Source organism: Falsiroseomonas selenitidurans (genome assembly GCF_012103215.1).
Taxonomy (GTDB): domain Bacteria; phylum Pseudomonadota; class Alphaproteobacteria; order Acetobacterales; family Acetobacteraceae; genus Falsiroseomonas; species Falsiroseomonas selenitidurans.
The window spans coordinates 22,522-39,376 of the sequence record NZ_JAAVNE010000049.1 but is presented as its reverse complement, the minus strand read 5'-3'; the positions used below and the strand labels follow the sequence as shown (position 1 = coordinate 39,376).

The following is a 16,855-nucleotide window of genomic DNA, read 5'->3' as shown; positions in this document are numbered from 1 at the left end:
GGATTTCTGGCTCATCTTCACTCTCCTGGGGGTTACGATGAGCCAGAAATCCTCCGCTTCTCAACCACGCCGTTTTGTCTCAAGGGTGCTGACGTCGGACACTGAAGGATAGCGGGCGCGCGCTCGATTGCATCGTGTTGCGGCCGATCATGGTGTGATCCGGAGCGCCAAGCCATGGCAATCGCTAGACGCCCCCTCTTGCTTGGCGCGCGCGCATCTAGCCGAACCGGCCGGTCACGTAGCGCTGGGTGCGCGGCTCGCGCGGTGCGGAGAAGATCTGGGTGGCGGCGCCGCACTCGACCATCTCGCCCAGGTAGAGGAAGGCCACCTGGTCCGCGCAGCGCGCAGCCTGGGCATGGTTGTGCGTGACCAGCACGATCGTGACACTCTGCTTCAGCGTGTCGATCAGCTGCTCGATCATCGCCATGCTGTGTGGGTCGAGCGCGCTGGTCGGCTCATCGAGCAGCAGCACCTCGGGGTTCACCGCCAGCGCGCGAGCGATACAAAGCCGCTGCTGCTGGCCCCCGGACAGCTCGGCCGCATCCTCCGACAGCCGGTCCTTGACCTCGCTCCAAAGGGCAGCCCGGGTTAGCGCCCGTTCCACGCGCCGGTTCATCTCGACGCGGGAGAGGCTCTCGTGCAGCCGGATGCCGAAGGCGATGTTGCCCCGGATCGACATGGGGAGTGTCGTTGCTTCCTGAAATACCATGCCGACCCTGGCTCGCAGTCGGCGGAGATCGACCTCGGCGCCGAGGATGTCTGCACCGTCCAGCAGCACCCCGCCGCTGGCCACCTGGCCCGGATACATGTCGTAGAGGCGGTTCAGCACGCGCAGCAGCGTCGATTTGCCGCAGCCGGACGGCCCGATCAGCCCGATCACTTGGTTCTCCGGCAGATCGAACGTAACGCCCTTCAGCGCCACCGTGTCGCCATAACGAAAGCCCAGATTGTGGATCGCGATCTTCGGCGGTTTGGGTGCGAGGAGAAGGGTCGCGGGCTGCGTGCCCGGCGGGGCCGGCCTTATCAGCTCGGGCGCTGTGATGCTCATGCTGTTGCCTCGCCTCTCCAGCCGGCAATCGTCGCCAGCATGTGTTCAGGCCGTTCGGCGAGCGCCGCCAGCGTCCCCGGGAAGACGGCGCCGGAATTGCCGTCGAGTGAAATGGCCTCGCCCTCGCGCAGCGTCGTCTGACCGATCCGGCATGTCCGCAACGCCAGGTCGATCACGAGCGTCGGGCAGCCGACCAGGCACACCTTGCCGAGCTGGCGCGCCACCACCGCGGCGTGGGAGGTGCGCCCGCCGGTGGCGGTGAGGATGCCGGCCGCCATGGCCATGCCCTCGATGTCGCTGGTCACCGTGTCGTGGCGCACGAAGATCGCGCTCTCGCCTGCCGCGGTGAGCCGCTTCACAGCGTTACTGTCGAGCGCGATGATGCCACTTGCGACGCCCAGGCTCGCGACCTGCGCCACCGCCAGCGTCGCGGGCACGGGCGGCGCGAAGCTGGTGCGGGCCACGCCCTCCAGCTCGATGCCATCGAGCAGGTGCAACCCCTCTGCCGGCGTCAGGAGGCCTTCTTCCACCAGATCCACGGCGATAGCGAGCGCCGCCCAATCGGTGCGCTTGGCGCGCCGCGCCTGCAGCAGGAACAGCGCACCGTCCTGCACCGTGAACTCGAAATCCTGCGCATCGCGGAACAGCGCCTCGAGCTCACGGCACATCGCGTCGAGGCGCTGCCAGATGTCGGGCAGGTCTTGGCGCAGCCGGTCGTTGTCGCGCATCGCCTGACGGCCGGCGACGACGTCCTCCCCCTGCGCGTCGAACCTGAAATCGAAGTAGAATTGCCGCTCGCCCGTCGCAGGATTGCGCGTGAAGCCGACGCCGGCGCCGGACGTGCCGCCGGCATTGCCATAGACCATGGTCTGCACCGTCACGGCCGTGCCGGCGGCACCGTCCAGCCCGTTGAGCCGTCGATAGGACTTAGCCTTGGGTGCGTTCCAGGAGCGGAACACGGCATCCGTCGCGGCGCGCAGCTGCTTTCGCGGATCGTCCGGAAACGCGCTGCCGACCAGGTCGCGATAGCAGACGAGCATGGCTCGGGTCAGCCCGCGCAGGCTGCGGAAGTCGAGCTCGGCCTCCTGCTCCACCTCCGCGGCCACCAGCGCCGCTGCGACCAGCGCATCAAAGGGGGCCGTCGGCTGCCCCGCCACCACCTCCGAAAAACCCTGGACCAGCCGGCGATAGCTGTCCCAGGCCAGGCGCGGATTGCCGGTCAGGGCGATCAGCCCCTCGACCGTCGCGGCATTCAGCCCGACGTCCAGCACCGTTTCCATCATGCCCGGCATGGAGACCGCAGCGCCGGATCGGACCGACACCAGCAGGGGGCGCCAGGTCGCTCCGAAGCCTAGTCCGGAGGCAGCCTCAAGCGCCGCGATCCCACCCTCCAGCGCGGCGTTCAACGCCACCGCATCGGCCGGCGCGTGGCGCGCGGACCAATCGGTCGGCAGCACAAAGGCGGGCGGCACGGGCAGTCCGGCCTGCGCCATGCGCATCAGGTTCCAGGCCTTATTGCCGACCTCGGCCGCTCCGCCGGGTGCGAGGGGGCTGGCGCGCAGGATCGCGTAGCTATCAGCCACCGATCACCTCCAGCAGCACATGGTCGCGCAGGATCAGGCTGGCCCGCTTCAGCGCATCGGCCGCAACCTCCAGCCGGTCGCCGATCGCGGTGAAAAGATGCAGCTGGCGAAAGTCGCGGGCCTCCTTCATCGCACTGGCGGCGAGCGCCCGCTGCGCCTCATCCGCTGCATGTTCGGCCGTGGCCACGCGATCGAGCGCGGCAAGGAAATCGTCGGTCTCCCCTGCGCTGGCGGCGTGCCCGATCTGCGACGCATGACCGAGTGCCTTGATCCAGTCCTGCGCGCCCTGGACGAGCAACCGCACCAGCGCCCGAAGGGTATCGAGTGGCTTGCCTTCGAGACGGTCGAGGTCGAGCAGGAAGGCCGCGTCCTCCAGCGCATCTGCCGCGTCATCGGCGGCCTCCAGCACCAGGCGGAAGACGTGATGCTCCGGTCTTCGGTGCACCGCCTCGCGCACCTCGATCACCAGCAGGTCGGCGTCATGCTCGAAGCGGCCAGCGCGGCGGGCGCGCTTGCCGGCATGGTCCTGGTCCTGCACGCCGTCGCGCACCAGGCTCGCCAATTCCAGGATCAGCCCGGCGTGATCGCCCGCCAGACGCATCAGCTGCCGTTGTTCATTGCTGAAGTGTGCTGCGAGCGCCACGCGGATACGGTCGCGCAGCAGCGCCGGAGACTGGCCGGCGCGCAGTCCCTCGCTGGCGGTGCGGAGTGCGTCCTGCAGGAAGGCGATGCTCTCGGCGTCGCCCAGCACGTCGCAAAGTCGGTCGCCAAAGCGCATGGCGGAGCCCGCTGTCGCCTCGATCGCCCGGTTCACCACTTGCGCGCCGCCGAGTTCGAGAAAGCCGCGATGGCCGACATCGTTCGCCGCTGCCCAGGTGAGCAACGCCAGCCGGTCCGGCCCGCGCAGGAAGCTTCGCAGCGCCTTGCGCGCCCGGTTCCAGTCGATCAGGAACACCAGGCGAGAGCCGATGAAATCGAGCTGCGCGCAGCATGCCGCCGCATCCGCGGCCGTGACGGTGCCGGTCGCCAGGGTGAAGGCGCTGCCGCTCGCCAGATTGGCGCTGCGCCCCTCGCCCCAGACCAGGCCGCGCGGGATGAGAAGCTGTTGGAAGAAGGCCAGGCGCTCCGCATGGACATCGGTATAGGTGACGCTGACCGCGAGGCCCGTTACATGAATGACCAGCACATGCGCATCGGTGGTGCCGATGTCGTTCTGGATGACCAGCCTGTCGCCGATGCGCGTCGCCGTTGTGGCAAGTCCGGGATGGTCGAACTTCAGGGCCGCCGTTCGGTGCAGCCCGGCCATGAAGGCCATGACCAAGGGCCGGTCCGCCTCGTCCAGCCCATAAATCGAGGCGCCGTCGAGGCTCTCCTCGGCAAGCGCGGCCTGCATGGCGTTGAGGCGCTTGTGCATCTCCATCACCAGCTGGTGCGGGGTGTCGGCATGCGCCCGCCCCACCTCCGTCATGGCCGCGATGGTGGCTGGCTGGATCAGGCCATCCTGGGCGCTGGGGATGCCAGCCAACAGGGCATCAAGGCGCTCAGCGAGGCCAGATGGCTTGCCCGCCGAAAGCAAGGGTGCGGCCATGGTGCGCAGATCGGCCTTGATCCGTGCCAGGATGGCCGCGACCTCCGGAACCTGGCAGTCACCCCCCATCATTCGCGCACCGGCAATGGCAGCGTCGAGTTCAGGGGCATCAAGGCCGCAGGCGACACGCTCGGCTTTCAGCGTGGCAGCCTGCCGCCCCGGGTGCTCGGCGTGCTCCGCTGCCAGTTGCAGCAGGGAGAACGCGTATTTCAGCCGATCATTCGCGGCCAGCGCGGCGTTGAGGCCTGCTGCGGGCAGCAGTTCGGCTTCGCCGATCGCAGCCAGGATCTGTTGCTTCACGGGCGGCAGCCTCAACTCGTTGCATCCGACGCATAGGCGCCAGATCAGCCAAAGGAGAGCGCCGGAAACTACGTAGGCCGGACGGCGCATGGCGCGCGGCGCGGCGCTGACCATGGCGCTAGCCTCGGTAGTTTCCGAGGCTGCTGGGCTGCCGCCAGCACCCGCTACCCTGTCATTGCATGAAACATCAATTTCGCCGGCTTGGCGTAGCGTAATCCCGCATCGTTTCATCACCGCCCATGATCGGACCCCATGTCCCAGCACATCCTGCTTCCCGCCACGGGTGACCCGAGCGACGACGTGGTCTTCGCCACGGCGCTTGCCGCCACCCTCGGCATGCCGGCGCATTTCACCTTTCTCCATGTCCGGCAGGATCCGGTCGCTGCGGCGGTCGGCATAGCGGGCGGCGGCATGGATGGCGGCTATGGTGCCGGCCTTCTCATGGAGGCGATCGAGCAGGACGATGTGGTCGCCGAGGCCGCCGCCCGCGCCGCCTTCGCTGCCTTCTGCGCAACGTCCGGCATCGCCGAACAAGCGGCGCTGACCGTTGAGACCGGCGAGGAACGCATCTGCCTGGTCGAGCATGGCAGGACGGTTGACCTCGTGGTGATCGGCCGCCCGCGTGGGCGGGAGGCCGTGGCGCTCGGCCGCTTGCAGGATGTGCTGGGCGGCATCGGCCGCCCGCTGCTGATCGCCGCGCAGACCTGCCCGGCGGCCTTGTTGGAGACGGTGGTGATCGCCTGGAAGGACACCGCGCAGGCGGCGCGCGCCGTGGCCGTCGCCATGCCGTTCATCGCACGCGCCAGGCGGGTGTTGGTGATGACGGTGGGGGAGGAGGCGTCGCCCGGCAGCCCAATCGATGCGCCAAGTGTCGCCTCGCGTGATCGGCTTGTGGCGACGCTGGCGCGGCACAACGCGCAGGTCACGGCCTGGCATGTGCCGGTGGCTGGAGCTTCGGCCGTGGAGGCCTTGCTGGCGGCGGCAACCGAAGCGCGGGCCAGCCTTCTGGTAATGGGCGGCTACGGCCACGGCGAACTGCGCGAGATGGTCTTCGGCGGCTTCACACACAGCGTGCTGGGCGGGGCGGCCATGCCCGTGCTGATGATGCATTGAGCGCAGCCCCCGCCCCGACCGCTCCAACGCTGCCCAAGCCTTCGGCCGCACCCGCCGCAGCACGCCGCAGCGATTGGCTTCGGCGTTACTGGCGCTGGCTGCTTGTCGTGGTGCCCCTGCTGCTGGTGGGCGGGGTCTTTGCGCCGCGGCTGCTGCTCGGCCCGATCGTGGTTACAGAACCGGTCCGGCGCGGTACCCTGCTGCGCAGCGTGGTTGCGACCGGTCGCGTCACGACTCCCTTTCGGGTGTCGATCGGCAGCCAGATCACCGGGACGGTGCGTGACGTCCCGGTGCTGGAAGGCCAGGACGTGGCCCTCGGCCAGGTCCTGATCCGTCTGGAAGCGAGCGAGATGCGCGCCGGCCTTGCCCAGGCCCAGAGCGCCGTGCTCCAGGCCGAGACGCAGTTGCACCATCTCAACGACGTGACGCTTCCCGTTGCCGTGCGCACCCTGGTGCAGGCGGAGGCCACGCTGCTCAACGCACAACGCCAGTTCTCCCGCAGCGAGCAGTTGCAGGCGAGCGGCTTTGCCACACGGGCCGCGCTGGACGAGGTGCGCGTGGCGCGCGACGTGGCCGAGGCACAGATGGAAGCAGCGCGCATCCAGCTCACGTCCAACAGGTCCGGCGGCACGGATGAGGCGCTGGCCCAGGCGGTGCTGGCCGAGGCCCGCGCCAGCCTGCGCGCCGCGCAGGCGCGGCTGGACTACGCCACCATCGCGGCGCCGGTCGCGGGCACGCTGATAGCCCGCAGCGTGGAGCGCGGCGATGTGGTGCAGCCGAACACGCCGCTGATGACGCTCTCGCCCGCCGCCGCGCCGCAGCTTGTGGTGCAGATCGATGAGCGCAACCTCGGCCTGATCGCTCTCGGCCAGGCGGCGCTCGCCTCGGCAGATGCTTATCCGCAGGCGCCTTTTTCAGCACACGTCGCCTACATCAACCCGTCGGTGGACCCGCAGCGCGCGGCCGTCGAGGTGAAGCTGGACGTGACCGAACCGCCGCCGACGCTGCGCGAGGACATGACCGTCTCGGTGGACATCACCGTGGCGGAGCGCACTGGTGTGCTGATCCTGCCCTTATCCGCCATCCATGATCCCGCGGGCGAGGCCTGGGTGCTGCGCGTCGAGGGCAGCCATGCGCGGCGGGTGGCCGTGCGCCTTGGCCTGCGCGGCGCGCGTGCGGCGGAGATCCTGGACGGCCTCGGTGAGGGCGAGCGGGTGCTGCCGGCAAACGCGGCCGTCGCGGCGGGCCAGCGGGTACGGACGCCATGATCCGCTGGCTGCCCTTCGAGGGAGTCGCCGCACTCCGCTTCATGCGCGAGGGCTGGATCCAGACAATCTTCATTCTGGTCGGCGTCTCGCTCGGCGTGGCGGTGACGGTTTTCGAATCCTCGGTATTGACCGGCGTGCAGGCGAATTTCCTGAGCCGCGTGCTGACCAGCCAGGCGCATATCGTGCTGCTGCCGCCCGATGAGGTTGCCCGCCCGCTGCACGCAGGCCCAGGCCTCGTCGAGGATGCGGCGCTGCAACGCCCCAACCAGCGGCTGCGCTCGATCGACCAGTGGCAGACCATCCGTGAAACCGTCACTGCCACGCCCGGCGTGCGCATCATCGCCAGCATCGCCTCGGGTGCAGCCCTGGCGGTGCGGGGCGATGCGACGGCGGCGATCTCCCTCATCGGCGCCGAGCCGGACGCGTATTTCAGCATCGTCCGTGTGCCCGACTACATCGTGGCCGGCACGCTACGTCTCACCAGCGACGACATCCTGATCGGCACCGAACTTGCCATCCTGCTGGGCGTGACGGTGGGCGACCGGCTGCTGGTCACCGCGCGCTCGGACACGCCGCGCGCGCTCACCATCACCGCCATCTTCGACCTCGGCAGCAAGGGTGCCAATCTGCGCACCACCTTCGTCGCCTTCCGCACCGGTCAGAGCCTGCTCAACCTGGTCGGCGGCGTCACAAGCCTGGAAATCGCGGTGGATGACGCCTTCGCCGCCGAGACCATCGCGCAGGACCTGGCCACCCGCACTGGCGTGCGCGCCGACAGCTGGATCAAGACCAACGCGCAGTTCTTCACCGCCGTGCAGGCGCAGAACACCTCCAACGTCGTCATCAGCGCGGCTGTGGCGCTCTCGGTCGCCTTCGGCGTGGCAAGCGTCCTGGTGGTCTCCGTGGTGCAGCGTGGGCGCGAGATCGGCATCCTGCGCGCCATGGGCGCGCGGCGCGGCCAGGTGCTGCGGGTTTTCCTCATCCAGGGTGGCGCGCTCGGCATCCTGGGCGCTGTGCTGGGCTCCCTGATGGGGGCGGTGCTGCTGCTGATCTGGCATGACCAGGTGCGTCAGACCGACGGCACGGAACTCTTCCCCTTCATCCTCGACCCGGTGCTGATCGGCGGCACGATCGCCTTCGCCGCCATTGTCGGCGTGCTGGCCGGCATGGCGCCGGCGATGCAGGCGGCGCGTCTGGAGCCCTCGGTTGCGATCCGTGGCTGAGGACGCGTTGCTGCTCAGCGGCATCCGCAAATCCTTCAACATCGGCAGCCCGGCCGAGGTGGAAATCCTGCACGGCATCGACCTCACCCTGGAGCACGGCGCCTTCTGCGCGCTGATCGGCCCCTCCGGCTCGGGCAAATCCACGCTGCTCAACATCATCGGGCTGCTGGACCGGCAGAGTGCCGGGCGGCTTGCCATCGGCGGCCAGGACACGTCGGGCCTGGATGATGCGGCGCTGACGCGGCTGCGAGGCCGCCGCATCGGCTTCGTGTTTCAGGCGCACAACCTCATTCCCGCCTTCACCGCGGCCGAGAATGTGATGATGCCCATGCTACTCAACCGCGGCTGGGCCGATGCCGGGATGCGCCTCTCGGCCGAGGCGCTGCTCGACCGTGTCGGCATGACGCGCTGGCGTGATGCCCGCGTGGCCAATCTCTCGGGCGGTCAGGCGCAGCGCGTCTCGATCGCGCGCGCCCTGGTGATGAACCCCGTTCTGGTGCTGGCAGATGAACCGACGGGCAACCTCGACACCGCCTCCGCCGATGGAGTCTTCGACATGATGCACGCGATGAACCAGGAGCAGGGCATGACCTTCCTTATCGTCACGCATGACCCGCGCCTCGCGAAGCGCTGCGGGCGCATCATCGAGCTGGTGGACGGGCAAGTGGTGCGGGGCGCCGCCTAGATGCGCCGCATGGCTCTTTCGATCTGGGTGCTGCTCGGCCTCGCCGCCGGCGCGATCCTGCTCGCCATCGGCCGCGATGGTCCAAGCGTCTGGGTATGGTCCATCACCGCCCTGCCGGTGGCAGCCCATGTGGCGGTGGGTGTCGTGCGCTCCCTGGCCGGCGGCAAGCTGGGCGTGGACATCATCGCGCTCGCCGCCATCCTCGCCGCCGTCGCCATGGCCGAGCCGCTGACCGGCGCCGTGGTGGCCCTCATGGTCGCCGGCGGGGAGGCGCTGGAAGGCTGGGCGGAGGGCCGTGCCACGCGGGCGCTGACCGCGCTGCTCGCGCGCGCGCCGCGCCAGGCCGCGCGCCTGACGGCGACAGGCATCGAGGAGATCGGCGTCGAGGCGATCGCCGTGGGCGACACGCTGCTGGTCCGCAAGGGCGAGACCGTGCCGGCGGATGGCGTGCTGGAGGATGACGCCGCCACACTCGACGACAGCGCGCTGACCGGCGAATCCCAGCCCGTCAACCTGGTGCGCGGGGGCAAGCTGCGCAGCGGTGCGGTGAATGCCGGCAGCGCCTTGCGTATGCGCGCCGACCACACGGCCGAGACCAGCAGCTATGCCGCCATCATCCGGCTGACGCGCGATGCCGCCGAGACCCGCCCGCCCCTGGCGCGGCTCGCCGACCGATGGGCGCTGGGCTTCGTCGCCCTGACCGCGCTGGTTGCCGGTGGTGCCTGGGCCTGGACCGGCGATGCGGTGCGCGCCCTGGCGGTGCTGGTCGTCGCCACACCCTGCCCGCTGATCCTGGCCGCGCCGATCGCGCTGGTGGCGGGCATCGGGCGGGCGGCGGCGCGCGGCATCGTCATCAAGGGCGGCGGCGCGCTGGAGCGGCTGGCCTGCGTCAGCACCATCCTGTTCGACAAGACCGGGACGCTGACCACTGGGCATCTACGCCTGGCGGCCATGGACGTGGCACCCGGCATGGATCGCGATGCGGCGCTGCGCCTGGTCGGCATCCTGGCGCAGGGCTCGACGCACCCGGTCTCCGAGGCGCTGGCGGCCGCAGCGCGCGCGCGGTCTCGACCTGCCGTTGCTGGCCGCGCCGGAAGAAGCGGCGGGCGGCGGCGTCGCGGGTGAGTTTGAAGGGGGGCATCTGCTGCTCGGGAGCCAGGCTTTCCTGGCCAAGCACCGTGTGGCCAATCTCGGCGGCTTGGGCGCCTCGGCCGCTGTGGTGACCATCGCGGGCTCGGTCTCCTGGCTGGCGCGCGATGGTCGAGCGGTGGCGGTGTTCGTTCTGGCCGACAGTCTCCGCCCGGAAGCGTCCCGCACGCTGCGCAGCCTCCGCGCCCTGGGCGTTTCGCGCATGGTCATGCTGACCGGCGATCGTGCCGCCGCCGCGGCGCCGATTGCAGCGGCCTTACGGCTTGAAGCGGTGCTGGCTGATTGCGCACCAGCACAGAAGATCACGGCCGTGCAGCGGGAATCGGCCACGGCCGCGACGGCCATGGTCGGCGATGGCATCAACGATGCGCCCGCACTGGCCGCGGCCGGAGTTGGCATCGCCATGGGGGCGCAGGGCACGGCCGCGGCAGCCGAGGCCGGTGATGTCGTGCTGCTGGTAGACCGCCTCGACCGCATCGTGGACGCGGTCGCCATCGCGCAGCGCAGCCGGCGCATCGCGTTGCAGGCGATCGCCCTCGGCATGGGTCTGTCGGGCTTGGCGATGGCGACGGCGGCGGCGGGGCTACTGACGCCGCTGGCGGGCGCTTTGCTGCAGGAAGGGATCGACATTGCCGCGATCCTTTTTGCGCTCACCGCGCTGCGCCCGGGTCGGCACGAAAGAGCACCGGAACCGCTGCCGGCCTCAGCGGGACTTGCGGAACGGCAGGCGGAACACGCGGCATTGCGTGGTCTGACCGAAGCGCTGCGCGACGCGGCCGAAGCGATGGACAGAGGTAAGGCAACGCTGCCCGCGATCGAAGGTCTTGAAGCGCGTCTCAAGGCCGAGTTGCTGCCACATCAGCGCGCGGAGGAACGTTCGCTCTATCCGCTGGCGGCCGAACGGCTCGGCGGCCTGGACCCGATGGGTCCGCTCATTCGCATGCACACGTCGATCGAGGTCCTGGTGAGCCAGATCGGCAATCTCATCGTGGCCGCGCATGCGGAGGATGGCTGGGCCACCGCCTCGGGGCCGCTCCGGCGCCGCCTCTTCGAACTCGAGGCAATGCTCAACCTGCACCTCACGATCGAGGAGGAGGTGCTGGCGAACCTCGGCACAACGCCTCCGTAGATTCCGAACCTGCCGGATGTCCGTCTCGGGCTTCTACAGTGTTGGCCTGCGAGCAAGCCTGCCTTGCTGCCTTGCTACCTTGCTGCCTTGCTGCCTTGCTGCCTTGCTGCCTCACCGGAACAAGGAGCCACCCATGTCGCAAGACGACCAACTGAAGCAGGCCGTTCTGTCGGAATTGAACTGGGAGCCCAGCATCGATTCCGCCCATATCGGCGTCACCGCCAAGGATGGCGTGGTGACGCTGCTGGGCCATGTCGCCACCTATGGCCAGAAGCGGGCGGCCGAGACCGCCGCGCGGCGCGTGAAAGGTGTCTCGGCCATTGCCGAGGAGATCGAGGTCAAGCTGCCTTTCCAGACCGAGCGCGGCGATGACGACATCGCGGCCGCAGTTGTGGACCGGCTTGGCTGGGATACCTCGATTCCGCGCGATGCCGTCAAAGTGCGGGTGGAGAAGGGCTGGGTGACGCTGACCGGCGAAGTGGAATGGTACTTCCAGAAGTCCGCCGCCGAGAGCGAGATCGCCTGGCTGATGGGCGTGGTCGGCGTGTCGAACCAGATCAGCATCAAGGTGCAGCCCGATACCGGCCGGATCAGCGACGAGATCACCCATGCGCTGCATCGCTCCTGGCTGTTCGACGCCAAGACCATCAACGTCAGCGCCTCCGGCGGACATATCCGCCTGACCGGCACGGTGCGCTCGCCGCATGAGCGCCAGGTCGCCGCGACCACGGCCTGGGCCGCGCCGGGTGCGACCGCCGTCGAGAACGAACTGCGCGTCGTCTGATCCACGCCGCGCCGTCCCGAATTCAGCAGGAGCTTTCCCATGGATAAGGCCGATACCGTCGTTGCCGTTTTCAACGATCACGTCGAGGCGGAGACCGCCGTCAAGCAGCTGGCCGATGCAGGCTTCGTGATGCAGCAGCTCAGCGTGGTCGGCAAGGGCTACCACACCGAGGAGAAGGTGGTGGGCTTCTACAACACCGGCGACAGGATCCGCTTCTGGGGCACGCGCGGCGCGGTCTGGGGCGGGCTGTGGGGCCTGTTCTTCGGCGGGCTTTTCGTCACCATCCCCCTGACGGGGCCGCTGGTCATGCTCGGCGCCGTGGCGGCCGCGGCGATCATGGCGATCGAGAATGCGCTGGTCGTTGGCGGACTCTCCGCGCTGGGGGCGGCGCTGTTCTCGCTCGGCATCCCGAAAAACAGCGTACTGGAATACGAGGCCGCGGTGAAGGCTGATGGCTTCCTGGTCATGGCGCATGGCACCGCCGAGCAGGCTGCCCGCGCCAAGGCGATCCTGGGCACCGTCAAGCCCGCGCGTCTCGACTTGCATGGCGTCAAGGAGCCGGTCACGCCCGAGGTAATCGCGCTCGGCGCGGCGTGACGCGTCAGGGGCGGAGGGTTTGATCGTCATGGCTCACAACGTCGTTCCGATCCGTGCTGTTAAAGCGCGCCCGGCCGTCCCCGAGCCGGCATCACGCCGGACGAGTGCCGCCGATCTCGACCGGCTGCTGCACGCTTGGCAGAGCCGCTTCACCGCTGGGCAGTCGCCCAGCACGGCGAGCCTCGCCTTTCTCGACTGGGCGGCGCATGCGCTGAATGCGCCGTTCCAGACGGCTGAACTCGGGCGCGATGCGGTCGAGCACTGGCAGCGCCTCGCCCGCATCACGCTGGGCGCGGAGGCCATGCTCCCCCTGCCCGACGGCGACAATCGCTTCGCCGACCCGGCCTGGTCGCAGCACCCCTACAAACTCGTCGTGCAGGCCGTGCTGCTCGGCGAGCAATGGTGCGAAGCCATGGTGCAGGGGCCGCGCGGCATCGATCCGGGCAACCGCCGCATCGTCGGCTTCAACACGCGTCAGTTCCTCGACATGATCTCACCCTCGAACTGGCCCTGGTTCAACCCGGAGGTGACCGCGGCGACACGCGACACCGCCGGGCGCAACCTTGTGGCGGGATTCGGCAACTTCCTGCGCGACCAGGCCGCCGCACGCGGCGCGCCGCAGGAAGATGCGCATTTCCGTCTGGGCATCGAGGTCGCCGCGACACCGGGCAAGGTGGTGTTCCGCAATGCGCTGATGGAGCTGATCCAATACGCGCCAACCACGCCCACGGTTGGTGCCGAGCCGGTGCTGATCGTGCCGGCATGGATCATGAAGTACTACATCCTCGATCTGTCGCCGGGCAATTCGATGATCCGCTGGCTCGTCGGGCAGGGCCGCACCGTCTTCGTCATCTCCTGGCGCAACCCGGACGCGTCAATGCGCGACACCGCGCTCGATGAATACCGCAGCCAGGGCATCATGAAAGCGATCGACGCGGTGCAGAGGATCTGTGGCGATACGAAGATCCACGCCACCGGCTACTGTCTTGGCGGCACGCTGCTGACCATCGCCGCGGCTGCGATGGCGCGCGAGGGCGATGGCCGTCTGGCAAGCCTCTCCCTGCTCGCGGCGCAGACCGATTTCACCGAGGCGGGCGATCTGCAGCTGTTCATCACCGAGGACCAACTCGATTTCCTCGGCGACATCATGCACAGCCAGGGCACCCTCAGCCCCCAGCAGATGGGCGGAGCCTTCCAGATGCTGCGCTCCAATGACCTCGTCTGGTCGCGCGGCATTCGCGACTATCTGCTCGGCGAGCGCGAGATCCCCAGCGACCTGATGGCGTGGAACGCCGATGGAACCCGGCTGCCGGCGCGCATGCACATGGAATACCTGCGCGGCCTGTTTCTGCACAATGATCTGGCGGAAGGGCGCTTTCGCGTCGACGAGCAGCCGGTTGCCGTCGGTGACATCCGGCTGCCGATGTTCGCCGTCGGCACGGAGCGTGACCACATCGCGCCCTGGCGTTCCGTGTTCAAGCTGCATCTGCTGAACGATGGTGCGCTGACCTTCGTGCTCACCTCGGGCGGCCATAATGCCGGCATCGTCAGCGAACCGGGGCATCCGCGCCGCAGCTTCCGCATCCGGCTGCGGGCGCATGAGGGGCGCACGCTCGGTCCTGATCAGTGGCGCGCCGAGACGGCGCCGCAGGAGGGTTCATGGTGGCTAGCCTGGGCAGAATGGCTCGATGCGCAATCCGGGCCCAGAATTGCCCCGCCCGCGATGGGCGCGGCGCTGGCCGATGCGCCCGGCGGCTATGTCAGGGAGCACTAGGCCCATGCGCGATACTTCCCAGGACGGGTTCATCGAAAACCGCACCTTCGAGGAGCTGGCGATCGGCGAGACCGCCAGCCTCTCGCATTGCGTCACGCAGCGCGACATCGATCTGTTCGCAACGGTCACAGGCGACGTGAACCCGGCGCATGTCGACCCAACCTACGCGGCGGGCGATATGTTCCATCACATCATCGTCCAGGGCATGTGGGGCGGTGGGCTGATCTCCGCCGTCCTCGGCACGAAGCTGCCGGGCCCCGGCACGATCTATCTCGGCCAGGAATTGCGTTTCCGGCGGCCGGTCAGCATCGGCGACACCATCACCGCCACCGTGACGCTGCGCGAGAAGCGACCGGAGAAGGGGGAAGTGACGTTGGAGACGGTCTGCACGAACCAGCATGGCGAGGCTGTCATCACCGGTATCGCCGAGGTGCTCGCGCCGAAGGTGAAGGTCCGCCGACCGCGTGTCGCACTGCCGTATATCCGCATCGGCCGCCACGACCTGATGCACCGCATGCTCGCCCGCGCTGCGGAGGGTGGAGCGGTGGCGACAGCCGTCGTTTACCCCACCGATGCCTCTTCCCTGCAGGCTGCTGTCGACGCCGCAAGGGCAGGGCTGATCGTCCCTGTGCTCGTCGGGCCGAAGGCGCGGATCGCGGCGGCCGCGCAGCAGGCGGGTCTCGATATCGCGGGGCTCCGCCTGGTCGATGCGCCGGATGCGCCGGCCGCCGCGGCCCGGGCCGTGGCGCTGGTGCACGCCGGCGAGGCCGCGATGCTCATGAAGGGCGACCTGCACACGGAGGTGTTTCTCCATCCGGTGGTCGCCTCGGGCACCGGGCTGCGAACGGCGCGGCGGATCAGCCACGTCTATGCGATGGACGTGCCGGACTACCCGCGCCTGCTGCTGCTGACCGATTGCGCAGTCAGCATCGCACCGACGCTGGCCGAGAAGGCGGGGATCGTGCAGAACGCCATCGACCTCGCGCATATGATGGGCATCGTCGAACCGCGCGTGGCGATTCTCGCCGCTGTCGAGACAGTGAGCGGCCGCATGCCCTCGACCGTCGATGCAGCGGCGCTTTGCAAGATGGCCGATCGCGGCCAGATCAGCGGTGGCGTGCTCGACGGACCGCTGGCCTTTGACAATGCGATCAGCGAGGCAGCAGCGAAGGAAAAGGGCATCGTCTCGCCGGTGGCGGGGCGGGCGGACATCCTCGTCGTCCCCGACCTCGAAGCCGGCAACATGCTGGCCAAGCAGCTCAGCTTCCTGGCGGGTGCCGAGGCGGCCGGTGTGGTTCTCGGCGCCCGCGTGCCGATCATCCTCACCAGCCGCGCCGACAGCGCGGCCACCCATCTGGCCTCCTGCGCCCTAGGTGTCCTGATGGTCCGGGCGGCCATTCCGGCATGAGTGGGGGCGCAATTCTGACCCTGAACGCCGGCTCATCGAGCCTGCGCTTCGCGCTATTCGTGGCCGGCGTCGCCATGGCGCGCGGCGCCGTCGAAAGCCTCGACGGCGAGCCGCACCTGCTCGCCCATGACGCGGCCGGCGCGGTGATGGCGGAGCGACGCTGGCCGGCCGAGACGCCCTATGCGGACGTGCTGAAGACGCTGCTGGACGTCGCCGAATCGCATCTTGGCGGCGCGGATCTGGCGGCGGTTGGCCATCGTGTTGTCCATGGCGGCGCGGACCATATCGCGCCGGAACGCGTCACCCCTGCGCTGCTGGCGCTGCTGGAGGCGCTGACACCGCTCGACCCGCTGCACATGCCACGCAACCTGGCACCGATCCGGGCGATTGCCGTCGAGCGCCCCGGCATGCCGCAAGTCGCCTGTTTCGATACCGCGTTCCACCATACCCTACCGTTGGTGGCCCGGCGCTTCGCGCTGCCGCGCGCGCTGGAGGCCGAGGGAATTCGCCGCTATGGCTTCCACGGCCTGTCCTTCGAATACATTGCGGGCAAACTGGCGCAGCACCTGCCATCCCTGGCGCGCGGCCGCGTCATCATCGCCCATCTCGGCGCCGGCGCCAGCCTCTGCGCCCTGCTGGATGGGCGGAGCATCGACACGACGATGGGCTTCAGCGCGCTTGACGGGCTGATGATGGCGACCCGCTGCGGCAGCCTTGATCCCGGTGTGATCCTCTATCTCGGACAGCAGGGTCGTAGCTTCGCGGAGGTTCAGGACCTGCTCTACCGACATTCCGGGCTGCTCGGCGTCTCGGAGATCAGCGGCGACCTGCGCGTGCTGCTGGCGAGCAGCGATCGACGCGCGCAGGAGGCCATCGATCTGTTCACCTATCGCATCGCGCTCGAAGCGGGAGCAATGGCCAGCGCGCTGGGCGGACTGGACGGCCTGGTTTTCACCGCCGGCATCGGCGAACACGCGCCGCTAATCCGCGCCGCGGTCGCCGCACGCCTCGCATGGCTCGGGCTGGAGCTGGATGCCGCGGCCAACGCGGCCGGTACCGGCCGGATCAGCGCGCCGGGCAGCCGCGTCGAGATCCACGTTATCGACACGGACGAGGAAGCGATGATCGCACAGCATACGCAGGCCATCCTGTCGCAGTACGCCGCATGAGGACATCCTCCCCCCCAAAGTCCCTTCAAAGTGCGAT

General features: G+C 68.9%; 14 protein-coding genes. 11 read left to right on the top strand and 3 right to left on the bottom strand.

Going from position 1 to position 16,855, the window contains the following annotated elements; genetic code table 11:
- Positions 1–217: 217 nt before the first annotated feature.
- Genes HEQ75_RS22360 through HEQ75_RS22350 form a run of 3 tightly spaced genes read right to left on the bottom strand, consistent with a single transcriptional unit; the run spans position 218 to position 4,633 of the window.
- Positions 218–1,048 (bottom strand): phosphate ABC transporter ATP-binding protein, encoded by an 831-nt coding sequence (locus HEQ75_RS22360; protein ID WP_168034344.1) that lies wholly within the window; start codon positions 1,046–1,048, stop codon positions 218–220.
- Positions 1,045–2,631, bottom strand: a complete 1,587-nt coding sequence (locus HEQ75_RS22355; RefSeq protein ID WP_168034343.1) for a PEP/pyruvate-binding domain-containing protein — start codon at positions 2,629–2,631, stop codon at positions 1,045–1,047. Before HEQ75_RS22355 ends, HEQ75_RS22360 begins: the two co-directional genes overlap by 4 nt.
- A complete protein-coding gene (locus HEQ75_RS22350; protein ID WP_168034342.1) occupies positions 2,624–4,633 on the bottom strand; it encodes a DUF47 family protein in 2,010 nt (669 codons plus the stop codon). The genes HEQ75_RS22355 and HEQ75_RS22350 overlap by 8 nt, the downstream gene beginning before the upstream one ends.
- Before the next feature lie 138 nt (positions 4,634–4,771).
- Here HEQ75_RS22350 and HEQ75_RS22345 point away from each other — a divergent pair, with 138 nt between their 5' ends.
- The 11 genes from HEQ75_RS22345 (at position 4,772) to HEQ75_RS22300 (ending at position 16,818) form a co-directional block, all read left to right on the top strand.
- Complete coding sequence (locus HEQ75_RS22345) at positions 4,772–5,632, top strand: universal stress protein (RefSeq protein ID WP_168034341.1); 861 nt, start codon at positions 4,772–4,774, stop codon at positions 5,630–5,632.
- A 110-nt stretch (positions 5,633–5,742) separates the two neighbouring features.
- Positions 5,743–6,900 carry an efflux RND transporter periplasmic adaptor subunit gene (locus tag HEQ75_RS22340; RefSeq protein ID WP_209318709.1) on the top strand — a complete coding sequence of 386 codons (1,158 nt, stop codon included), beginning with the start codon at positions 5,743–5,745 and terminating at the stop codon, positions 6,898–6,900.
- The gene (locus tag HEQ75_RS22335; RefSeq protein WP_168034340.1) at positions 6,897–8,123 is read left to right on the top strand and encodes an ABC transporter permease; all 1,227 of its coding nucleotides are present in this window, start codon (positions 6,897–6,899) and stop codon (positions 8,121–8,123) included. The genes HEQ75_RS22340 and HEQ75_RS22335 overlap by 4 nt, the downstream gene beginning before the upstream one ends.
- Positions 8,116–8,808: an ABC transporter ATP-binding protein gene (locus HEQ75_RS22330; RefSeq protein WP_168034339.1), complete on the top strand. Its 693-nt coding sequence runs from the start codon at positions 8,116–8,118 to the stop codon at positions 8,806–8,808. The genes HEQ75_RS22335 and HEQ75_RS22330 overlap by 8 nt, the downstream gene beginning before the upstream one ends.
- Positions 8,809–8,817: 9 nt before the next feature.
- Entirely contained in the window at positions 8,818–9,933 is a 1,116-nt protein-coding gene (locus HEQ75_RS28435; protein WP_235962052.1) for an HAD-IC family P-type ATPase, read from the top strand.
- Positions 9,887–11,086, top strand: a complete 1,200-nt coding sequence (locus tag HEQ75_RS28430; RefSeq protein ID WP_235962051.1) for a heavy metal translocating P-type ATPase — start codon at positions 9,887–9,889, stop codon at positions 11,084–11,086. Before HEQ75_RS28435 ends, HEQ75_RS28430 begins: the two co-directional genes overlap by 47 nt.
- Positions 11,087–11,219: 133 nt before the next feature.
- A complete protein-coding gene (locus HEQ75_RS22320; protein ID WP_168034338.1) occupies positions 11,220–11,870 on the top strand; it encodes a BON domain-containing protein in 651 nt (216 codons plus the stop codon).
- A 39-nt stretch (positions 11,871–11,909) separates the two neighbouring features.
- Entirely contained in the window at positions 11,910–12,467 is a 558-nt protein-coding gene (locus tag HEQ75_RS22315; protein ID WP_168034337.1) for a general stress protein, read from the top strand.
- Between the two features lie 28 nt (positions 12,468–12,495).
- Positions 12,496–14,241 (top strand): PHA/PHB synthase family protein, encoded by a 1,746-nt coding sequence (locus HEQ75_RS22310; RefSeq protein ID WP_168034336.1) that lies wholly within the window; start codon positions 12,496–12,498, stop codon positions 14,239–14,241.
- Between the two features lie 4 nt (positions 14,242–14,245).
- Positions 14,246–15,649 (top strand): bifunctional enoyl-CoA hydratase/phosphate acetyltransferase, encoded by a 1,404-nt coding sequence (locus HEQ75_RS22305; RefSeq protein ID WP_168034335.1) that lies wholly within the window; start codon positions 14,246–14,248, stop codon positions 15,647–15,649.
- A complete protein-coding gene (locus HEQ75_RS22300) occupies positions 15,646–16,818 on the top strand; it encodes an acetate/propionate family kinase (RefSeq protein ID WP_168034334.1) in 1,173 nt (390 codons plus the stop codon). The genes HEQ75_RS22305 and HEQ75_RS22300 overlap by 4 nt, the downstream gene beginning before the upstream one ends.
- Positions 16,819–16,855: the final 37 nt, after the last annotated feature.